The sequence below is a fragment of the Clostridium sp. genome (assembly GCF_029258205.1).
Classification (GTDB): Bacteria; Bacillota; Clostridia; order Clostridiales; family Clostridiaceae; genus Sarcina.
The window spans coordinates 1-18,105 of sequence record NZ_JARHZJ010000006.1 but is presented as its reverse complement, the minus strand read 5'-3'; the positions used below and the strand labels follow the sequence as shown (position 1 = coordinate 18,105).

Annotated in this window: 20 protein-coding genes; 16 read left to right on the top strand and 4 right to left on the bottom strand. The window is 28.9% G+C overall.

Features of this window, described 5'->3' with window-relative positions; genetic code table 11:
- Positions 1-74 precede the first annotated feature (74 nt).
- The 12 genes from rpsF (at position 75) to Q1J60_RS00850 (ending at position 11,138) form a co-directional block, all read left to right on the top strand.
- Entirely contained in the window at positions 75-362 is a 288-nt protein-coding gene (rpsF, locus tag Q1J60_RS00905) for a 30S ribosomal protein S6 (RefSeq protein WP_003479405.1), read from the top strand.
- Positions 363-375: 13 nt separating this feature from the next.
- Positions 376-828 (top strand): single-stranded DNA-binding protein, encoded by a 453-nt coding sequence (locus Q1J60_RS00900; protein WP_300257255.1) that lies wholly within the window; start codon positions 376-378, stop codon positions 826-828.
- Positions 829-858: 30 nt separating this feature from the next.
- The gene (gene rpsR / locus Q1J60_RS00895) at positions 859-1,101 is read left to right on the top strand and encodes a 30S ribosomal protein S18 (RefSeq protein ID WP_003451020.1); all 243 of its coding nucleotides are present in this window, start codon (positions 859-861) and stop codon (positions 1,099-1,101) included.
- A gap of 288 nt (positions 1,102-1,389) precedes the next feature.
- A complete protein-coding gene (locus tag Q1J60_RS00890) occupies positions 1,390-1,707 on the top strand; it encodes a MazG-like family protein (protein WP_003450993.1) in 318 nt (105 codons plus the stop codon).
- Between the two features lie 17 nt (positions 1,708-1,724).
- Complete coding sequence (locus tag Q1J60_RS00885) at positions 1,725-2,720, top strand: YybS family protein (protein WP_300257252.1); 996 nt, start codon at positions 1,725-1,727, stop codon at positions 2,718-2,720.
- A 32-nt stretch (positions 2,721-2,752) separates the two neighbouring features.
- Entirely contained in the window at positions 2,753-4,711 is a 1,959-nt protein-coding gene (locus tag Q1J60_RS00880) for a DHH family phosphoesterase (protein WP_300257249.1), read from the top strand.
- 1 nt (position 4,712) lies between these two features.
- Positions 4,713-5,159, top strand: a complete 447-nt coding sequence (rplI, locus tag Q1J60_RS00875; protein ID WP_300257246.1) for a 50S ribosomal protein L9 — start codon at positions 4,713-4,715, stop codon at positions 5,157-5,159.
- A gap of 15 nt (positions 5,160-5,174) precedes the next feature.
- Positions 5,175-7,073, top strand: a complete 1,899-nt coding sequence (lonC, locus tag Q1J60_RS00870) for a Lon family ATP-dependent protease (RefSeq protein ID WP_300257243.1) — start codon at positions 5,175-5,177, stop codon at positions 7,071-7,073.
- A 418-nt stretch (positions 7,074-7,491) separates the two neighbouring features.
- Positions 7,492-8,826 carry a replicative DNA helicase gene (locus Q1J60_RS00865; RefSeq protein WP_003451036.1) on the top strand — a complete coding sequence of 445 codons (1,335 nt, stop codon included), beginning with the start codon at positions 7,492-7,494 and terminating at the stop codon, positions 8,824-8,826.
- Positions 8,827-9,003: 177 nt separating this feature from the next.
- The gene (proC, locus tag Q1J60_RS00860) at positions 9,004-9,804 is read left to right on the top strand and encodes a pyrroline-5-carboxylate reductase (protein ID WP_300257241.1); all 801 of its coding nucleotides are present in this window, start codon (positions 9,004-9,006) and stop codon (positions 9,802-9,804) included.
- A 290-nt stretch (positions 9,805-10,094) separates the two neighbouring features.
- Complete coding sequence (locus Q1J60_RS00855; protein WP_300257238.1) at positions 10,095-10,259, top strand: hypothetical protein; 165 nt, start codon at positions 10,095-10,097, stop codon at positions 10,257-10,259.
- Positions 10,260-10,412: 153 nt separating this feature from the next.
- Complete coding sequence (locus Q1J60_RS00850) at positions 10,413-11,138, top strand: GntR family transcriptional regulator (protein WP_300257235.1); 726 nt, start codon at positions 10,413-10,415, stop codon at positions 11,136-11,138.
- 61 nt (positions 11,139-11,199) lie between these two features.
- Here Q1J60_RS00850 and Q1J60_RS00845 read toward each other — a convergent pair whose 3' ends face one another.
- The 4 genes from Q1J60_RS00845 to sdaAB form a co-directional block, all read right to left on the bottom strand.
- Positions 11,200-12,057, bottom strand: coding sequence for a tagatose bisphosphate family class II aldolase (locus tag Q1J60_RS00845; protein ID WP_300257233.1), 858 nt, complete (start codon positions 12,055-12,057; stop codon positions 11,200-11,202).
- 18 nt (positions 12,058-12,075) lie between these two features.
- Positions 12,076-13,248 carry an SIS domain-containing protein gene (locus tag Q1J60_RS00840; protein WP_300257230.1) on the bottom strand — a complete coding sequence of 391 codons (1,173 nt, stop codon included), beginning with the start codon at positions 13,246-13,248 and terminating at the stop codon, positions 12,076-12,078.
- A gap of 211 nt (positions 13,249-13,459) precedes the next feature.
- Positions 13,460-14,341 (bottom strand): L-serine ammonia-lyase, iron-sulfur-dependent, subunit alpha, encoded by an 882-nt coding sequence (gene sdaAA, locus Q1J60_RS00835; protein ID WP_300257227.1) that lies wholly within the window; start codon positions 14,339-14,341, stop codon positions 13,460-13,462.
- Entirely contained in the window at positions 14,342-15,022 is a 681-nt protein-coding gene (gene sdaAB / locus Q1J60_RS00830) for an L-serine ammonia-lyase, iron-sulfur-dependent subunit beta (protein ID WP_300257225.1), read from the bottom strand.
- Between the two features lie 505 nt (positions 15,023-15,527).
- On the opposite strand from sdaAB, the gene Q1J60_RS00825 reads away from it, so the two are divergent.
- The 4 genes from Q1J60_RS00825 to Q1J60_RS00810 form a co-directional block, all read left to right on the top strand.
- On the top strand, positions 15,528-16,814 hold the full coding sequence (locus Q1J60_RS00825) for an adenylosuccinate synthase (protein WP_300257223.1): 1,287 nt from the start codon (positions 15,528-15,530) through the stop codon (positions 16,812-16,814).
- Positions 16,815-16,940: 126 nt separating this feature from the next.
- Complete coding sequence (locus Q1J60_RS00820; RefSeq protein ID WP_300257221.1) at positions 16,941-17,414, top strand: NUDIX hydrolase; 474 nt, start codon at positions 16,941-16,943, stop codon at positions 17,412-17,414.
- Positions 17,415-17,529: 115 nt separating this feature from the next.
- Positions 17,530-17,721: a DUF1858 domain-containing protein gene (locus Q1J60_RS00815; protein ID WP_300257218.1), complete on the top strand. Its 192-nt coding sequence runs from the start codon at positions 17,530-17,532 to the stop codon at positions 17,719-17,721.
- Between the two features lie 264 nt (positions 17,722-17,985).
- Positions 17,986-18,105, top strand: a 120-nt coding sequence (locus Q1J60_RS00810; protein WP_423249097.1) for a rubredoxin-like domain-containing protein, incomplete at its 3' end; no start/stop codon positions are given.

The following is an 18,105-nucleotide window of genomic DNA, read 5'->3' as shown; positions in this document are numbered from 1 at the left end:
AATGTTAGAATATTTAATTGTAATCCCTGCTATGCTAGAGCATAGCCGTAGTCCAGAGGGAGGAGGTGTAAATGATGAGAAAATATGAAACTATATTCGTAGCTCACCCATCATTAGACGAGGAAGCAGTTAAAGCTTTAATCGAAAAATTCAAGGGTGTTATAGAAAACGGAAATGGTACAGTTGACAACGTTGATTTCTGGGGTAAGAGAAAATTAGCTTACGAAATCGCTAAAGTTAACGAAGGTTACTATACTTTAATCAACTTCACTGCTAACCCAGAATTACCAAAAGAGTTAGACAGAGTATTTGGAATAACTGACGGAATAATAAGACACATCATCGTTAAAGAAGAGCAATAAGAGGTGGTCGTAAATGAATAAAGTAGTTTTAATTGGTAGACTTACTAAAGATCCAGAGCTTAGATTTGCAGCAGGAAGTGGTACAGCAGTTGCAAGATTTACATTAGCTGTAAATAGACAATTTAAAAAAGATGAAGCTGATTTTATCAGTTGCATAGCTTTTGGAAAAACTGGTGAAACCATAGCTCAATATATTACTAAAGGCAGACAATTAGCTGTTTCAGGAAATATAAGAACTGGAAGTTATGAAGCTCAAGATGGAACAAGAAGATATACTACTGATGTAGTTGTTGAAAGTTTTGATTTTATCGATTCAGGAAATGGTGGAGCAAGAGGAAACTCAGGCTTTGATTCAGGAAATGATTTCGGTGGTTCTTTCGGTATGCCAGACAATTCATTTAGTGATTCATCATTCAATAGTAATGATGATATGACACCAATTGATGATGGAGATATTCCATTCTAATTCAGATTTTAGGTAAGGAGGGAAATAGTGATGAGTAACGTAAAAAGAGGCGGAAAATTCAGAAGAGCAAGAAAAAAAGTTTGTATATTCTGCGTTGATAAAGCTGAATCAATAGATTACAAAGATGTAGCTAAATTAAAGAAATACATCACAGAAAGAGGTAAAATATTACCAAGAAGAATTTCTGGAACTTGTGCTAAGCATCAAAGACAATTAACAGATGCTATCAAGAGATCAAGAAATATCGCATTATTACCATTTACAACTGAGTAATGGTTACAAACCCCTGATATTTTCAGGGGTTTTTTATTATACATTAAATTATTTAATTATCATAATTATTAAAGTTTTAAATAAGCTTATTAAATGATTTAAAAAAATTTTATTTGTGTGGTAAGTATATTAAAGTGTACACTTATTAAAATATGTACACTTTAATATAAATTCTACTATAATTAAAAGTTTTTAAAGCTTATCTAAATTAAGTCTCATTTATTGCATAAGATTAAAAAAATAAATAAAATAAAGGTATATAATAAAGGGTATAATTGGGAGGGAAATATGAAAAAAGATAACTTTAATATCATGGGAGATATAAAGATTATTGAAGAGATAAAAGCTCAAATTATCTGCATATTAGGAGAACTATTTACACTTTTAACAAAAGGAAGTAATGTAGCAAAGGATGCCATAGTAAATTGTATAGCATCTTTAATTATTTTATTATACATTTTAGCAGATAAGCTAGGTCATTCTGCAATAGAAGTAGATGAGACAATTAAAAAAAGTTTAAAGATTGGTATAGTTGAAGAAGATAATTTAGAAAAACAGGGAGGTAACTTAACTAAATTATTTAATCACTTAAAAGAAAGAAGATAATTTGTTTGGAGGAACATATGGAAGAAAAGAATAAAAGTAAATCTATAGTTGAGGCTGGAATAATGTCAGCAATAACATTTATATTGATGATGCTTACTAGTCTACCAGGAATAGGTGAAATAATAAAATTTGCTATTCCAATTCCTATAGCTTTATTATATTTAAAGTATAATCTTAAAACATCTATTTGTTCTATTGTTATTAGTGGAGTTTTAATTGGATTTTTTATGGAGCCTATATATGGAATTCAATTAGCAATAACAAATGGAATTATAGGATTGGTTTTAGGAGCTTGTGTTAGAAAGAAGTTTTCAGGGATAAAATCCTTTATATATTTAATTGTAGCAAATGCAATTGGAGTATTAATAGAAATATCATTATTGTTTTCAGTTTTTACAGGAATTACATTTAATCAATATATAAACGAATTAGTGAATATGTTTAATGAAGCTGCTAAAATTAGTGAACAAATGATTGGAAGTACGCAGGCTAATATACAAATGATAGAACTTATGAAATCTATGGATGCAAGTTTCATAATAAATATGATACCTATAGTTATAGTTATGATTATAATAATAAGAGCATTTTTAAGTTATACTGTTGGTAAATCTATTATCAATAAATTAGGGTTTAAATTAAATAGTTTACCACCTTTTTCAAAGTGGTTTTTTAATCCAATATTAATTGCAACAGTTGTATTAATAAATCTTTTTGTTATGTTTTTAGTAATAAAGGGCGTAATAGATAATAAAGGAATATATATTCTTACACTAAATTTATTATTTGCTATGCTTATAATTCAAGGATTGGCTGTTGTCTCAAATTTATTAAAGTATAGATATAGATTTAACAATTTTTTAATAGTGTTTATTAGTATATTATTGGTTACTTCAATGCCACAATTATTTGGATTATTAGGAATGGTTGATGTATTAGTTGATATGAGAGGTGTAGATCCAAATAGTTTAGGAAATTACATTAAGGAGAAACTAAAAAAGAAATTGCAATAACTAATATGTATATTTAGTAAGGGGCTGTTAAAATGAAATCAATATTGGAAGATTATAATAAATTTTTAGCTTACTTTGCATTTGTAATTTTAGCATGCTTAGTATTTTGGAAATTAGACTTTAAAATAATATCTTTAGTAATATCGTATATATATATATTATATTTAATATATAAAATATCTGACTTTTTAAGAGGAGCAAAGGATGAAGAAGAAAAGATAGATAAATTATATAAAGATGTAGATGAGAAAGTTAAAGATAATATTTTTAATTTGATTTTCCCATTAACTATATTAAATTCTACTGGTGAAATAATATGGTATAACCATAAATTTAGTAAACTTATAAATAGTGAGGCTTTACTAGAAACGAATTTAGTATCTGTTATAAAGGGAGTTGCTTTAGATAAGATAATTAGAACAGGAAAAGAAAATTCTCAAAATATAAAGATAAAAAGCAACATCTATGAAGTTTACAGTGAATGTTTAAAATTAGATAAATCAGACAAAAAGTATTTCTTAGTATTTTTCAATGATGTTACTTATTTAAAGAAGGCCACAAAAGAAAGTATAATGCTTTTAGAAGTTGATAATTTTAGTGAAGTTTTAAAGACAATAGATGATGACAAAAAACCATTACTTATAGCAGAAATAGAAAGAACAATAAATAATTATGGAAATTCACTAAATGCTATGATAAAAAAATATGATAATAGTAAATATATTTTATCAGTAGATGATGCTATTATTGGTAAGGAAATTTCTAAAAAGTTTGATATACTAGATACTATAAGAGAAATTAACTTAGGCAATGAAATAGAAGTAACATTAAGCATAGGAGTTGGTAGAGGTGGAGAAACTCCTTCACAAAACCAAGATGATGCTACAAAGGCTAAGGAATTAGCTTTAGGTAGAGGTGGAGATCAAGCAGTTATTAAATCAGGTAAAAATATTGAGTTTTTTGGAGGAAATGCTAAAGAACTTGAAAAGAGAACAAGAGTTAGAGCTAGGGTTGTAGCACATGTATTAAAAGAACTTGTTTATGAAAGTAGTACTGTTTATATAATGGGACATAAGAATCCTGATATGGATTGTTTTGGTTCTGCCTTTGGTTTAGCTTCAGTAGTGAAGAAGTTAGGGAAAAGTGTTAATATAGTATTAGAAAAGGATACTAATGCTATAGAATTTTTCTTAGATAGAGTTAAAGAAAAAGAAGAATATAGTAAACTATTTATATCTACTGAAGAAGCTAAAAAGAATATAGATGACAATACTTTATTAATAATAGTAGATGTTAATAGTGCAAACTATGTATTAGCTAGAGAGTTAACAGAACTTATTGAAAGGGTAGTTGTAATAGACCATCATAGAAGAAGTCCTGAGGATATAAAAGGAGCACTATTAAATTATATTGAGGTATATGCTTCATCTACATCAGAACTTGTTACTGAAATGGTTCAGTATATGTTAGATAAGCCTAAATTAAATAGAATTGAAGCAGAAGGTCTTTTAGCTGGAATCTATATAGACACTAAGAATTTCTCTTTTAAAACCGGTGTAAGAACCTTTGAAGCAGCTTCATTTTTAAGAAGATTAGGTGCAGACACAGTAGAAATTAAAAAAATATTTAGTAATAACTTAGAAAATTATATAGCAAAAGCAGAAATAATAAAATCTGCAAAAGTAGAAAATAAAATAGCAATAGCAACATGTCCAGAAAATATTTCTGATACTATTGTGGCAGCTAAGGCTGCTGATGAACTTTTAAATATTACTGGAATACAAGCTTCATTTGTATTAATAAAATTAGGTAATGATGTTTCTATAAGTTCAAGATCTTTAGGTGATATTAATGTTCAAGTGATTCTTGAAGAACTTGGTGGCGGAGGTCATATGACTATGGCCGGTGCTAAGATTAATGATACCACTATTGAAGAGGCTATAGGAAAAATAAAAGAAGCTATTGCAAAAAACTCAAGGGAAGGTGAATAAAATGAAAGTAATATTACTTCAAGACGTTAAAAATTTAGGTAAAAAAGGCGATGTTATAAATACATCAGATGGATATGCTAGAAATTTTTTATTTCCAAAAAAATTAGCTCAAGAAGCTACTGATAATAATCTTCACATATTAAATAATAAAAAAGAGAATGAAAGAAGACAAAAGTTAGCTGAATTAGAAGCTGCTCAAGCTTTAGCTGCTGATTTAAAGGATAAAGTAATAAAAATAGATGGTAAGGCTGGAGATAATGGAAAACTATTCGGAGCTATAACTAGCAAAGATGTAGCAGGACTTATCAAAAAACAATTTAATGTAGAAGTTGATAAAAAGAAAATTGTTATGGATACAATAAAAATTGCAGGAACTTATAACATAGAAGTTAAAATATATCCAGAAGTTTCAACAAAAATGAAGGTTATGGTTGTTCCTGTTCAATAAGAGGAGGATTATATTTTGAAATCAATTAAAGAATTAGAGGTTCTACAAGATGTTATGAATAGTGAACTTGGAGTGGAATCTCAAGTTGAAGCACTAAAAGATATAATAAATAACATATTAGATGAAGGTGCATTTAGAGCTAGAGTTATAAGATTTAAAGTACAAAATTATATAAATTCAACTGATCCTTATGAAAAACTTTATGGATTAAGTAAAATTGTTTCTGAAGGAAAGGGACTAAATGAAGTTCCAACTGAAGAAACTATTAATGAAGCTTTAGAAGATGTTTGTGCTATGATATCAGATGCTATTGCTAGAAGATATGTTCAAAATAAAATAGAAAAAGAAGTTGAACAGTTCTTAATGGAAAAGCAAGAAAAGTATGTTGATGAACTTAGAGTGAATATAATGAAAAAGAAAAAAGGTCCAGAAAATGCTAAGACAGAGAAAAAGCTTGAGGAACTTGAAGAGTTAGATGAAAGAGTTCCAAATAAGAATATAATGTCTTTATTAAGACCTGATTCCTTTGAGGAGGTAGTTGGTCAAGAGAGAGCTGTTAAGTCACTTCTTTCAAAACTAGCTTCACCATATCCTCAACATATAATACTTTATGGACCTCCAGGGGTTGGTAAAACAACAGCTGCTAGAATTGCTTTAGAAACAGCTAAGAAATTAAAATCAACTCCATTTGATGATAGATCAAAATTCATAGAGGTTAATGGTACAACTTTAAGATGGGATCCAAGAGAAATCACAAACCCACTTTTAGGTTCAGTACACGATCCAATATACCAAGGTAGTAAAAGAGACTTAGCTGAAATAGGAGTTCCAGAACCTAAACCAGGTTTAGTTACTGAAGCTCATGGTGGTATATTATTCATAGATGAAATTGGAGAATTAGATGAAATACTTCAAAATAAACTTTTAAAAGTTTTAGAAGATAAGAGAGTTGAATTCTCATCATCTTATTATGATCCAGACGATGAAAATACACCTAAATATATAAAATATCTTTTTGATAAGGGAGCTCCAGCAGACTTTGTTCTAATAGGAGCAACTACTAGAGAACCAGGAGAAATCAATCCTGCTTTACGTTCAAGATGTACAGAGGTTTATTTTGAACCACTATCATCAAGAGATATTGAAAAGATAGTGTTAAATGCAGCTAAGAAGCTTAATGTTAAGCTTGAAGAAGGTTTAGAAAAGAAAATAGCTTCTTATACTATAGAAGGTAGAAGAGCTGTCAATATATTAGCAGATGCTTATGGTCATGCTATTTATGGCTTAGAAGGAAAAGTTCCAGAAGACTTAGAAATAACTTCAAAGGATTTAAATGAAGTTGTAAGTATAGGAAGATTTACTCCATATGAAATACTAGAAAATTTAGAAGATAAAGAAGTAGGTCATGTTTATGGACTTGGAGTTTCAGGATTCTTAGGCTCAACAATAGAAATTGAAGCTACTGCCTTTAAGGCTAAGAAAAAGGGTGCTGGAAAAATAAGATTCAATGATACTGCGGGCTCTATGGCTAAAGATTCTGTATTTAATGCTGCATCTGTAATAAAAAGACTAACTGATAAAGATATAAGTGATTATGATATACATGTAAATGTAATTGGTGGAGGAAAGATAGATGGACCATCTGCTGGAGCTGCTATTACAATATGTATAATGAGTGCTTTATTAGAAAAGCCAATAAGACAAGACTTAGCTATAACTGGAGAGATTTCTTTAAGAGGAAAGATTAAGCCGGTTGGAGGTATATTTGAAAAAATATACGGAGCTAGAAGAAAGGGAATTAAGTTAGTAACTGTTCCTAAAGATAATGAAAATGAAATTCCTAAAGGATTGGAAGATATAGAAGTTAAAGCTATAAGTTCCATAGAAGAACTTATGGAAATAGCTTTTAACTAAGAAACTAAAAAATTTTTATTTATAAAATTTAAGAAAAAGCTTAGTAATGGCTTTAAATATATTAAAAACCTAGAGAATTTCTCTAGGTTTTTATAGATTATCTTTAAAATAATATTAATGAATTTATTTAGTTTTATATGTTATAAATAAAAACTATTTTTTTAATTAAATTTAATGTATTATATGTATTGGGATAATGTTTTATTAATTTTTAATTCTATAAAAAATTAATTAGATATGTTATGTCACTAAATTGATTTTTTGTATAAAGTAATTTATTTGGGTTATATTGGATAATAACTAATGAAATTATAATAGAATATTTAAGTTTAAGAAAAGTTTATAAGATTTAGGAACTCTTATAAACTTTTAATGATATTAGAAATTTATTTTATGGAAAGGAGGAAAATTAGGAATAATGGAAGCACCAGTAATGAAGAGTTTGCCACAAAGTATAGAAGCTGAACAATCTGTTTTAGGGGCAATGATAATAGATAGAACAACTATAGCTCAAGCTGCTGAAGTTTTAAATAAAGATTCATTTTATAGAGATGCTCATAAGGTAATATTTCAAAGTATAATAGAAATGTACCAAAGAGATCAGGCTGTAGACCAATTAACTCTTTTAGAGTATTTAAAATCCACTGATAGACTTGAAAAAGCTGGTGGTATAAGTTACGTAACAGAGATAAGTGCATCTGTACTTAGTACAGTTAACATAAAATCATATATAAAAATAGTTGATGAAAAGGCTATGCTGAGAAGGCTTATAAAATCTTCTACAGAAATTATAGAGAATTGTTATAATAATCAAGAAGATGTTGAAAAAGTTATAGATTCAGCAGAAAAGAAAATATTTGATTTATCTGAAAAGAGATCGTCAAATGATTTTGAGCCTTTAAGCGTTGTTCTTGAAAGAGGTTTTGAACAGATAGAGGCCATATTTAATAATGAAGGAGAACTTACAGGAGTTGGTTCTGGATTTAAAGATTTGGACGAGATGACATCTGGATTCCAAAAGGGTGATATGGTACTTATAGCAGCCAGACCATCTATGGGGAAAACAACCTTTGCACTTAACATAGCTGAACATGCTGCATTAAGAGAAGGGAAAAGTGTTGTTATATTTTCTCTAGAAATGTCAAAGGAACAGCTTGCATATAAGTTATTATGTTCAGAAGCTAACGTAGATATGTTAAGTCTTAGAACTGGTAAATTAACTCCAGAGGATTGGGATAATATAGCTAGAGCATCAGGACCACTAGCATCAGCTAAGATATACATAGATGATACTGCTGGGGTTTCTGTAATGGAAATGAGATCTAAGTGTAGAAGACTAAAAATGGAATATGGAATAGATCTTATACTTATAGACTATTTACAGCTTATGAGTGGTAGTGGTGAAAGTAGACAACAAGAGGTTGCAGAGATTTCAAGAAACATAAAGGCTATAGCTAAGGAAATGGAATGTCCTGTTATAGCGTTATCTCAGCTTTCTCGTGCTCCAGAGCAAAGAGCAGACCATAGACCTATGTTATCTGACCTTAGAGAATCTGGATCAATAGAGCAGGATGCTGACCTTGTTATGTTCTTATATAGAGATGAGTACTATAACAAGGAAACAGAAGATAAAAATGTTGGAGAATGTATAATAGCTAAGCAGAGAAACGGTCCAGTTGGAACAGTTAAGCTTGCATGGCTTGGTCAATACAGTAAATTTGCAGATTATGAAGCTATTCATAAGGATGTTTAATAAATTTAGGGTGTATCAGAATACTGATATGCCCTAAATTTTATTATTGGTAGCTATATATTAAAAGGTATATAATAATTAAAGTATTTATAATTAGATACTAAATAGTTAAAATGACTATTAAGAATTTTAAGTTAAAAAATAATTATCATATTGTATTAAAAAGGAGAGGATAATATGAATAAAAAAATTGGATTCATAGGCTGTGGTAACATGGGAAGTGCTATGGTTTTAGGAATATTAAAATCAGGTATTGTATCTAAAGAAAATATTATTGCGTCATGTTCAAGAGAATCAAGTGCAGAAAGAATAAAAAATGAATTGGAAATAAACACTACTCTTAATAACAAAGAAGTTTGTAATAACAGTGACATAATATTTCTTGCAGTAAAACCATATATGTATGAAAAAGTTATAAAAGAAATAAGAGATTGTGTAGATTTAAATAAGGTTATTGTTACTATAGCGGCAGGAATTAATTTAAGTGATGTTGAAAAATGGTTTGAGAAAGAAACAAAAATAGTTAAAACTATGCCAAATACTCCAGCTTTAGTAGGTGAGGCAATGAGCGCTATTTGTCCTAATGAGTTAGTAAATGAAGAGGAATTAAAAGAAGTTATGGATATATTTAATGCTTTTGGAAAATCAGAAGTGTTAAGTGAGAAAGACTTCCATGGATTTATAGCACTTTGTGGTTCATCACCAGCTTATGTTTATATGTTTATAGAAGCTATGGCAGACGCTGCAGTTAGAGAAGGAATAAGTAGAGATAAAGCTTATAAATTAGCTGCTCAATCAGTATTAGGATCAGCTAAGATGGTTTTAGAAACTGGAGAACATCCAGCTAAGTTAAAAGATAATGTTTGCTCACCAGGAGGAACAACTATTGAAGCTGTTTTAGAGCTAGAAGAGACTGGATTTAGAAGTGCTGTAATGAATGCTATGAAAAAATGTTCAAAAAAATCTAAAGAAATGTAATGTTTTTTTATTGACAAAAAGTAAAAAAACATATATACTTTAATCATGATAATCATTATCAATTAGAAATTGATTATTATTCATGAACTGTATAAAGACAAACAAACATAACAAGCACAAACAAACATAATAAAACTCCTACAAGAACTCCTAGATTTTCTAGGAGTTTTTTTGTTGAAAATAATAATTTAATCATAAAATTATTATAAAGATTTATTACTGGATTTTTAACTATATATAGTATAAATAACATTAAGGATATTTTAAAATGCTAATAGTATATTTCAGAGTTGACGGAAGACTTATTCATTAGTTTATTCTCTAAATTACTTCTAGTTTTAGCTATTTTAGGATTAGTTCACTTATTAAGAAATAAAAAGTGGAGTCCAGTTAAAATTGTTATATGCATGTTCATATTATCCATTACTTTAGGTGCTTTAGTAATAATTTCATAATTTAAATAAGTATATTAATTGAAAATAATTATTTTTCAAATCTCACAGTTTTTTATATGCTGTGAGTTTATACTTTATGGAGAAAAACATTGAAAAAAAATAATAAATATGATAACACTATAAATAGTATTATTAGAATTTAGGGGTGGAAAAATGTTTAAGAGAAGCAGGGGCATAGCCCTGTATCATCAATTAGAAACAGAGCTAATTGACCTTATAAATAGCGGAGAACTTAAAGAAAATGATAAGTTACCATCTGAAAGAGAATTATGTGATCAATATAATGTTAGTAGAACAACAGCTAGGCAAGCTATTGGAGAATTAGAAAGAAAAGAATATGTATACAAGGTACATGGAAAGGGAACTTTTATATCTCCTAAAGTTTATAAACAACAATTATTAAAATTTTATAGTTTTACTGAAGAGATGAAGAAGCTTGGTAAAAATCCATCTTCAAAAATATTATCTTTTGATTTAATAAGAGCTGACAAGAAAATTGCAGAGAAATTAAGAGTGGAAAAAAATTCACAGGTATATAAAATATTAAGACTAAGAATAGCAGATGAAATTCCAATGATGGTGGAATTTACTTATTTACCTGAATATAGATTTATTGATTTAAAAGAGAAGATGCTTAAAGAAAAGCCTATGTATGATATATTTAGAGAAGTTTATAATGTTAGTTTAACTAAGGCTAAGGAAAGTTTTAAGCCAATACTAATGTCAAAGAGTGATTCAAAAGTATTAAATGTGGAAGATGGCACAGCTGCAATGAGAATTGAAAGGATAACTTTTGAAAATGAAAGGGTTATAGAGTATACAGCTAGTGTTTCAAGAGGAGATAAATTTGAATACACAGTAGTTTTAGAAGAAGATTAATATAGTGAAAACAAAGAGATATCACTTTTTGTGATGTCTCTTTATATATAAAATTAAATAATTAAGCTTTGCTGTTACTTCCACAAAGAAGAATTTTGTGTTTAACTATCTTTTTCATAGCCTCTTTACCTGGAGTCATATATTTTCTTGGGTCATTAGCCTTTGGATTAGCTATGAAATAATCTTTTACTGCATCTGAAAATGGGATTTTTAAGTCTGTAGCAACATTAACTTTACATATTCCAAGTTCTATAGCTTTTTTAACTAATTCATCTGGAACGTCAGATGCACCATGTAAAACTAAAGGGACAGATACCTTTTCTCTAATTTTAACTAATCTATCAAAGTCTAATTTAGGAGTTCCTTTATATAATCCATGAGCAGTTCCAATGGCTATAGCAAGTGAATCTACACCTGTTCTTTCAACAAATTCTAAAGCTGCATAAGGATCTGTATAAGCACCTTCATTTTCATCTAATACTAAGTCATCCTCAACTCCAACAAGTTTACCAAGTTCAGCTTCAACAGTAGTATCATATCTATGAGCAAAGTCTACAATTTCCTTTACTATGCTTACATTGTCTTCAAAAGAAAGATGGGAAGCATCTATCATACAAGATTTAAATCCAGTTATTATATGACTTTTTATAAGCTTTGGATCTTCAAAGTGATCAAGGTGAATTGCTATTGGGATATTGTATTTTTGAGATGCTACTTCAGCCATAGCTACTATATAATCTGGACCAGCATAATCAATAGTTCCTGGAGTACCTGCAATTATAACAGGAGAGTTAAGTTCGGCGGCAGTCTCAACAACTACTTGAAAAGTTTCTAGGTTGTGTATGTTAAAAGCAGGAATAGCATATCTTCCTTTTTGAGCTCTTATAAGCATATCTTTAGTAGATTTAATTTTATTCATAAAAACACCTCTCATAAATTAATTATTATATTCATGAATTATAACTCCTTGAACAACTCTATTAACTGTTCCATTTGGTCTTGGATTATCAGGAGAAATCCCAAGTCTTAAAGAGTTAAAGAAAGAAATCATTTGTCCAAATATTATATAATTAAATGCTATAAATGTATCATCTAGTTTAGATCCATTAGATGTTATATATCTATGAGAAATTTCCTTAAGATTTTCTCTGTTAAAATAACTTAAGACAGCAACTTTTTGAGTACCTTCATCACTATAAACTTCTTTTATTAAATCATAATCATAAAGAGCTGTATAATCATTTGTAGAGCATAGGAATACAACTAAAGTGTTATTATTTATTATTGACTTAGGACCATGTCTAAAGCCTAAAATTGATTCACAAGCAGTAACTTGTTTACCAGAAGTTAATTCTAAATTTTTAAGAGCCATTTCGTGACAAAGACCTTTTAAAGCACCAGAACCAACATAAACAATTCTTTCTGATCCTAAATCTGAAATTGATTTTGCATCTTCCCATTTAGTATCAAGAGAAGCTTGTCCTTTAGCAATCAATTCTTCAACGATTTTTTTATTTTCTTCTAGATTAGATATATCAAATAAAAGTAGAGTAGCTAACGTCATACAAGTAAATGAACTTGTCATAGCAAAACTCTTGTCATTTGATTTTTCTGGCATTAATAAAACTAAGTTTCCTTCTTTTTCTTGAGATTTCTTAGCAAGCTCACCATCTTTATTACAGGTAACAACTATGTGGGATAGGTTTTTAACCTTTTTTTCAAGTAAATCATAAGTTCCAACACTTTCTGGACTGTTACCAGAACGAGCATAAGAAACTAAGATAGTATTTGCATTTTCATCTATATATTCATCTGGATTTGAAACAAAGTCAGTAGTAGCTATAGCTTCAACTCTTTTACCTAATTTTTTAGCTAAGTAAAGGTAAATAGTATCTCCAACATAGGCAGATGTTCCTGCGCCAGTTAAGATTATTCTTAAATTTTCTTTATTTAAATTTTTTTCTAAGAATTTATTTATAGCTTCTTTATTGTTTTCTACTATGCTCAAAGTCTTTTTCCATAATTTTGGTTGTTGATATATTTCATTTGCTGTATAAGTAGCTTTTAAGTTTGATAATTCCTCTTGTGTAAATCCAAAAATTTTATTCATAATCCTCACCTCTATTATAATGTTGTCATTACCAGTTGGTTTGAATAAAAAAACACCAAATATAATGATGTTATTACAAGTTAATATTATAATATTATAATAATAAATGTCAATAATTTACTGGTATATTTAAAAACCTATATTAATTTGCATACTAATTATTTAAAAATAAAATGAGCATATATAATTACATATGCTCATTAAAAAAGAATTATTTATCTTTACCAAAAACTTTTTCTTTTAATTCAAGTCCTGTTTTAGTAATTGCTAAACCACCTAATGCAGTTTCTCTTAGAGAAGCAGGTAAAGATTTTCCTACTCTATACATAGCTTCAACTGTATCATCAAAAGGTATTTTACTATGTATGCCTGCCATAACTAAGTCAGCAGTTGTTAAAGCGCTAACTGCTCCTGCAAAATTTCTTTTAGCGCAAGGTACTTCTACTAATCCAGCTATTGGATCACAAACTAGACCAAGTATATTTTTAAATACTATTGCACCAGCATCTAAAGCCATTTCAGGAGTTCCGCCCATCATTTCTACAGTGGCAGCAGCTCCCATAGCAGCAGCAGATCCACATTCGGCTTGGCATCCACCTTCAGCACCTGCTAATGTTGCATTTTGTGCAATTATCATTCCAACAGCTGATGAAGCTAATAAACCTTGAATAAGTTCTTCATCGCTTAGATTTAATCTTTCGCCTACTGTTAATATTACAGCAGGTAATATTCCACAAGAACCAGCTGTTGGACATGCTACTATTCTTCCCATAGAAGCATTTACTTCTGAACAAGATAAAGCTCTAGCCATAGCACCAACCATAACGTTACCAGTTAAAGTATTTCCTTTTTCTAAGTATTTTCTTAGTTTATAAGCATCTCCGCCAATTAATCCACTTACAGAATAAACTTTTTTTTCTTGTCCTTCATTAGCTGCTTCTTTCATAACTTGAAGAACTTTTTCCATACCTTTGATTACATCTTCTCTAGTACAGTTTTTACTTTCCATTTCATGTTGAATTGCATATTCAGCTAAGGAGAAATTATTCTCTTTACATATTTCTAATAATTCAGCACCATTTCTTGCAATCATCTAAATATCCTCCTTTACTGGATTTATAACAACTAGTTTTTCAACAGCTTCAACTTTTTTTATTTCATCAATAATATCCTTTGTAATAGGGCTGTCCATTTCAAAGACCATTCTTGCAGCCTTTCCTCTTTCTGTTCTAAATACTTTCATGAAAGCTATATTAATATTATGCTTATAAACTATTGCAGTTACATTAGATACAGCTCCAGGAACATCTTTATGTGAAATTATTAGTGTTGGGTATTCACCGGTAAATTCAACAATGCTACCATTTACTTCAGTGATTTTAATACTTCCACCACCTATTGATGAGCCTACTATTTCATGAAAAACACCATAAATATCTTCAATTATAAATTTAACTGTATTAGGATGTGCATCACCTAAATCAACTTCCTTAAATTCTAATTCAATATTTTTCTCTTTTGCTATTTCTAAAGAATTTCTAAGGCGTGTATCAGAAGGCTCCATTCCAAGTATACCTGCTACTAAAGCCTTGTCTGTACCATGACCTTTATAGGTTTTACCAAAAGAACCGTGTAAAAGAAAAGTAACTTTTTTAATTGGTTTACCACAAATTACTCTAGCTACTTTTCCAAGCCTAGCAGCTCCTGCTGTATGAGAGCTAGATGGTCCAATCATAATTGGTCCAAGAATATCGAAAACACCATATGTATTCATTTTTTTATTCTCCTTTGTTATATTTAATAAAATAAGATGTTTTAGTGTATAATTAAGTAATTCTTTCGTTAAATATAGTATAACATTTTTAAAAATCAAAATTAAAAATTTAACTTGAATTTAATGTTAATAATTTAATTAATTTTAGAAATAAAAAAATATTTAGTAAAAAATAAATTTATTGATAAGAATAAGTATTGTGAAAAAAGAGTAATACTAGTGAGAATTTTGACGAAAAAATATTATTAAATTAAATATTATTTAATTGAATTAAATAATATGAATTTTATTAGTAGAAATATGTTAAAATATTCGTTTTTATTACCTTGACCTAAAAGTTTTACTCTGTTAATATGGTATAGGACAATGAAATTTATAGTAAAAACACCTATAAATACGAACAATGTCTACTTGAGAAAAGTCGATCAACCGTTATGGTTTATAAAAAAGAATTTTAATGTTCTTTTTAAATTTTAATGTTCTTTTTATAAGGAGGAAATAAAAAATGTCAGCATTTGTTGTATTAGGAGCTCAATGGGGAGACGAAGGAAAAGGAAAAATGACAGATTACTTAGCAGAAGAGGCAGAAGTAGTTGTTAGATTTCAAGGAGGAAATAACGCTGGACATACAGTTGAAGTTGAAGACAAACAATACAAGTTACACTTAATACCTTCAGGAATATTACATGACGAGAAATTAAACGTAATAGGAAATGGTGTTGTAGTAGATCCTAAAGCACTATTTACAGAAATAGATTACTTAGAAGGCTTAGGAGTAAAGGTAACTCCAGAGAAATTAATAGTTAGTGATAGAGCACATCTTATAATGCCATACCACATAACATTAGATAAGTTAAAAGAAAAAGCTAGAGGAAAAAATGATATAGGAACTACTTGCAAAGGAATAGGTCCTTGTTATACAGATAAATATGAAAGATCAGGAATAAGAGTTTGTGACCTTATGCACAAAGATGCTTTTGCTGATAAATTAAGAATAAACATAGAAATGAAAAATGGATACATTAAATTATTAGGTGGAGAAGAATTAAACTTTGATGAAATATATAATGAATATATGGCGTTTGCTGAAAGATTAAGACCATATGTTAAAGATACTTCAGTTGAAATATATAATGCTATCCAAGCAGATAAAAATGTATTATTTGAAGGTGCTCAAGGAATGCTTCTTGATATAGACTATGGAACTTATCCATATGTTACATCATCAAACACAACTTCATGTGGAGTTCCTAGTGGAGCAGGTATAGGACCAAACATGATAACTAATGCTGTTGGTATAGCTAAAGCGTATACTACAAGAGTTGGTAAAGGACCATTCCCAACAGAGCTTGAAAATGAAATTGGTGAGTGGATAAGAGAAAAAGGTCATGAGTACGGAGTAACTACAGGAAGATCAAGAAGATGTGGTTGGTTAGATCTTGTTATTTTAAAAACTACTGCAAGAGTTTGTGGACTAACTTCATTAGTAGTAACTAAAATAGATACATTAGCTGGACTAGATAAAATACAAATTTGTGTTGGGTATGAATTAGATGGAAAAGTTATAGATTACTTCCCAGCTAGTTTAGAAGATTTAGCTAGATGTAAGCCAATATATGAAGAGTTCGAAGGATGGGGCGAAGAAGTTGCTGATGCAAGAAGCTATGATGAGTTACCAGAGAACGCTAAAATTTACTTAAGAAAAATAGAAGATTTCACAGGAACTAAAATTTCTATAGTTGGTGTTGGACCAAAGAGAAATCAAACTATAAGAGTAAGAGAAGAACTTTAATAAATACTAAAGAATAACTAGTTAAAATAGCTTAAGATTATTCAATCTTAAGCTATTTTTTATTTTAAGGTATAATATTTTTAAATTAATTTAGAATAAAAGTATATAAGTTAAGAGGAGAATTGTATGGGATATATAATGGATTTAAGAAAAGAGCTTCCTAATCCACATAGACCACTTATAATGTGTTCAGCTGGAATTATAATAATTGATAAAATTGGAAGAGTATTATTACAAAAAAGAACTGATAACAATAAATGGGGACTTCCTGGAGGAAGCTTAGAGCTTGGAGAAAGCTTTCAGGAAGCGGCTATTAGAGAAGCGTATGAAGAAGTAGGACTTAAGGTTAAGAGTTTAAACTTATTCAATGTTTACTCTGGTAAAGAGTGTTATAATAAATATCCTAATGGAGATGAAATTTATAATGCATCATCTATATTTATTTCAAATGATTATGAGGGAGAAGTAGTCTTAGATGGAGAAGAAAGTGCAGATGCTATATTTTTTAATAAGCTAGATATTCCTTCATTAGAAGATATTAATCCACCAGACAGAATTGTTATAAAAGATATAATAGAAAAGTTAAATACAGAAGATTAAATATAAGTTTTATTTTAAAGATTACAATTCAGAGTAAAATACTTGTGTTTAAATTTTATAGAGAGTATAATTAAAAATATAACTTTTAATTTAATTAAGAGAGGTGTAGTTTATTATGATAACTAAAGACATGACAATTGGAGAAGTAATAAGAAAAATACCAACAGCTGCTCAGGTATTAATGAGCTTTGGTATGGGATGTGTTGGATGTCCATCAGCTCAAGCTGAAACTTTAGAAGAGGCTGCAATAGTTCACGGAATAAATTTAGATGATTTAATAAGAGCTATAAATAATATAGAATATTAATTTTAAGCTTTGTTTAAAATTAAGAAGCACTTTTTTATAAGTGCTTCTTATTTTTTATAATATTTATTTTAAAAGTTAAGTATATATTTAAAAAAATTTTTTGAAAAATTGAAAATAACTATTGCTAAACAATAATTATTATTATATAATAACATCATAAGGTTGATGAGGAAATACATCAACAAGAAACGACTTAAATAAAGACTTTAAATTATCATATAAATTGAAATTAGATAAATGTTTGTTTGTAGGAGGAATAATATTATGAAAAAATTTGTTTGTACAATTTGTGGATATGTTTATGAAGGAGAAAAAGCACCAGAAAAATGTCCAATCTGTGGAGCAGGTTCAGATAAATTCGTAGAGCAAAGTGGAGACTTAGCA